General features: G+C 75.2%; 2 protein-coding genes. Both read left to right on the top strand.

Translation table 11 applies throughout. The features are described from left to right. Positions 1–12: 12 nt before the first annotated feature. Complete coding sequence (locus D471_RS37360) at positions 13–3,309, top strand: SDR family NAD(P)-dependent oxidoreductase (protein WP_017602356.1); 3,297 nt, start codon at positions 13–15, stop codon at positions 3,307–3,309. Between the two features lie 62 nt (positions 3,310–3,371). Then, positions 3,372–3,560: polyketide synthase docking domain-containing protein (locus tag D471_RS0131830; RefSeq protein WP_026128276.1), on the top strand; the 189-nt coding region annotated here is incomplete at its 3' end.

The raw sequence follows: 3,560 nt of genomic DNA on the forward strand, positions 1-3,560 counted from the left end.
CACTCGCCGCGGATGGACGGCATGTTGACACAGTTCGCCCGCGAGGCTCGCGCCCTGGGATTCGCACCGCCCAGAATTCCGGTCATGTCGACTCTCACCGGCGGGCTCGCCACCGAGGAAACCCTGTGCACGGCGGACTACTGGGTCCGCCAGGTGCGGGAACCGGTGCGCTTCCTCGACGGTGTGCGCACGATGCGCGCCGACGGCACGGACACCTTCATCGAGCTCGGACCCGACGGTGTGCTGTCCGCCATGATCGGCGAGTACCTGGACCGGGAACCGGAGGAGCGGAGCCGAGAGTCCGTGTGCGTCCTGCCGCTGCTGCGGCACGGCGTACCCGAGACCGGTGCGCCGGGACGGCCGGGCGGGTTCGAGCGCGCCCTGGCCACCGCCCACGTCCACGGCGCCGCCGTGTCGCTCTCCGACGAGCCCGGGCCCGACGTCCTCGCGGTGGCGTCCCGGCTGCCGACCTACGCGTTCCGGCGCGACCGGTACTGGCTCGACCTGCCCGCCGGCCGGGCCGGGGCGCCGTCCGCCGGGCTCGACGACCCGGCCCACCCACTGCTGTCCGCCGCCGTCGACCTCCCCGAGGGGCGGGGCACGGTGTGGACGGGCTCCCTCTCCACCGCCGCGCTGCCGTGGGCGGCCGACCACAGTGTGCACGGCCGCACGGTGGTGCCGGGCTCGGCCCTGCTTGACCTGGCGCTGCACGCCACGGCGCGTGTCGGGGAACTGACCTTCGAGGCGCCCCTGGTGCTCCCGGAGGAGGGCGGCGTCCGACTGCGGGTCGTGCTCGACGCACCCGACGAGCACGGGTCCCGTGAGGTGCGCGTCCACTCCAGCGACGGCGACGGCGGCTGGATCCGGCACGCGGTGGGGACCCTGGAGGCGGCGGACGAACCCGTCGCCCCGGTTGAGGGGGTGGGCGCGGTGTGGCCGCCCGAGGCGGCCGAATCCGTCGACCCTGCCGAGGAGTACGCGCGATTCGGCGCGGCGGGCATCGGGTACGGGCCCGCCTTCCGGGGTCTGCGCGCCGCCTGGCGGCATGAGGGCGACCTGTTGGCGGAGGTCCGTCTGCCCGACGACCTGGCCGAGGAGGCGCACCAGTACGGCATACACCCGGTTCTGCTCGACACCGCCCTGCACGCCACGGCGCACGCGCTGGGCGGTGCGCACGGGTTGCTCCCGTTCACCTGGCGGGAGGTCACCCTCCACTCCCGGGGCGCCCGGGCGCTGAGGGTCCGGCTGCGCCCATCCGGGGCGGACACGGTGGCGGTGACCGCGGTGGATCCGGAGAACCGCCCGGTGTTCTCCGCGCGGGCGCTCGCGCTGCGTCCCGTCTCCGCCGAGACGGTCGCCGCCGCCGAGGCCGCGCGGGCTCCCCTGTACCGCCTGCGCTGGTCCGAGCACCGGGGCGGGCGCGACGTCCCCCCAGCCGCACCGGTCGTGGTGGGTTCCGACGCCGCGCCCCTCGCCGAACAGCTGACCCACCTGCCCGATCTGGCGGAGGTGGCGCGCGGCGGGGCCGTCCCCCGGCACGTCCTGGCCGACCTGCGCGGGGACGGCACCGGAACGCCGACCGGGTTCGCCGAGACGGCGCTGTCCCTCGTCCAGGAGTGGTTGGCCGCGGAGGAGTTCGCGGACAGTGAGCTTGTGCTGGTCACCCGGCGCGCGGTGGACACCGGCGACGGGGTCGGTGATCCCGCGTCCGCGACGGTCTGGGGTCTGGTCAGGGCCGCCCAGTCCGAGCACCCCGGCCGGTTCGCGCTGCTCGACACCGACGACACCGACGCCTCCCGCGCGGCGCTGACGCGAGCGGTGGGCACCGCCGACCAGCTCGCGCTGCGTGGGGGCCTCCGGCTCACCCCCGCCCTCACCAGGTTCGACCCGGCCCCCGCCCCGGAGCCGGACGGCGACGCGGAGTCGCACGGCGGCGCCCCGGCCTGGTCCACCGGAACGGTCCTGGTCACCGGGGGCACCGGCGGCCTCGGCGCGGAGGCGGCACGGCACCTGGTCACGGCCCACGGGGCACGCCGTCTGCTGCTCACCAGCAGACGCGGGACGCGGGCCCCAGGCGCGGACGGACTCGTCGCCGAGCTGAGCGGGCTCGGCGCGGAGGTCGAGGTGGCGGCGTGCGACGTCGCCGACCGCGACGCCCTGCGGGACTTGCTGGAGCGAATTCCGGCCGAGCACCCGTTGACCGCCGTCGTGCACACGGCCGGTGTCGTGGACGACGGGGTGGTCACCGCACAGGATCCGGAACGGCTCGCGATGGTGTTCCGGCCGAAGGTGGCGGCCGTCCGCAACCTCCACGACCTCACGGTCGGACGGCATCCGTCAGCGTTCGTGCTCTACTCCTCCGCGGCGGGGGTGCTGGGCAGCGCCGGGCAGTCGGCCTACGCCGCGGCCAACGCCTACCTGGACTCCTTCGCGTCCTGGCGGCGCGGCCTCGGGCTTCCCGCCGTGGCCCTGGGGTGGGGCCCCTGGGAGGGCGGCGGTATGGCAGGTGCGCTCGACGGAGCGGACTCGGCACGGCTCCGCCGTGGCGGCCTGACCCCGCTGAGTCGCGCGGAGGGTCTGGCCGTGCTGGACACCGTGCTCACCGGAGACGGCGGGGGCGGGGTACCGGCCCAGCTCGTACCCGCCCGGTTCGACGTGGCGGCCCTGCGCGGATCCGGGACGGCGCCGCCCGTCCTGCACGGCCTGGTCGGAGCGGCCCGTCCGCCCTCCGGGGCCGCGACGCAGGAGACGGCGCCGGACGCCGTGGGCACGGAGACGGACCGGATCGTCGGATTGCCGCGCCGGGAGCGCAGGGCGGCGCTGGTGGAGTTCGTGCGGGCTGAGGTGGCCGCCGTCCTTGGCCACCCGACCCCCGCCTCCGTCGAGGTGGGTCGAAGCTTCAAGGAGGCTGGCTTCGACTCGCTCACCGCCGTCGAACTGCGCAACCGGCTGCGCGGCAGCACCGGTCTGCGACTGCCCGCGACGCTCGTGTTCGACCACCCGACCCCGCTCGCCCTCGCGGAGCGGATCGACGGTGAACTCCCGGGGGCCGAGACGGCGCTACTGGAGGCGATCGACGCCCTGCGGGACCGGATCGACGAGGCGCTGACCGACGACGACACGGACGACGGCCTGCGCGACGACGTCGAACGGCGGCTCCGGTCCCTTCTCACCGGTCTCCCCCGGACCCGGGAGGCCCCGACGAGTACCGACGACGGCCCGGGCGACGCCGAGAGCGTCACGGAACGGCTGCACAGCGCGTCGGACGACGAACTGTTCGCACTGTTCGACAGCGGGCTCTCACCATGACCGGCCGGAACGGACGGCACGACGGCACCGAGGCGACAGTACCGACACTTCCAGGGGGAAACGTGTCCACCGAGGACTCCACCAGCGCGACCGGGACCACCGACGGCTCGGGCAACGAGGAGAGGCTGCGCGAGTATCTCCGCCGGGCCATGGTCGATCTCCACGACACCCGGGAACGGCTCCGAGCCGTGGAGGAGCGTGACCAGGACCCGATCGTGGTGGTGGGGATGGCCTGCCGCTACCCCGGCGGA

Origin of the sequence: Nocardiopsis lucentensis DSM 44048, assembly GCF_000341125.1 — a bacterium.
GTDB classification, from domain to species: domain Bacteria; phylum Actinomycetota; class Actinomycetes; order Streptosporangiales; family Streptosporangiaceae; genus Nocardiopsis; species Nocardiopsis lucentensis.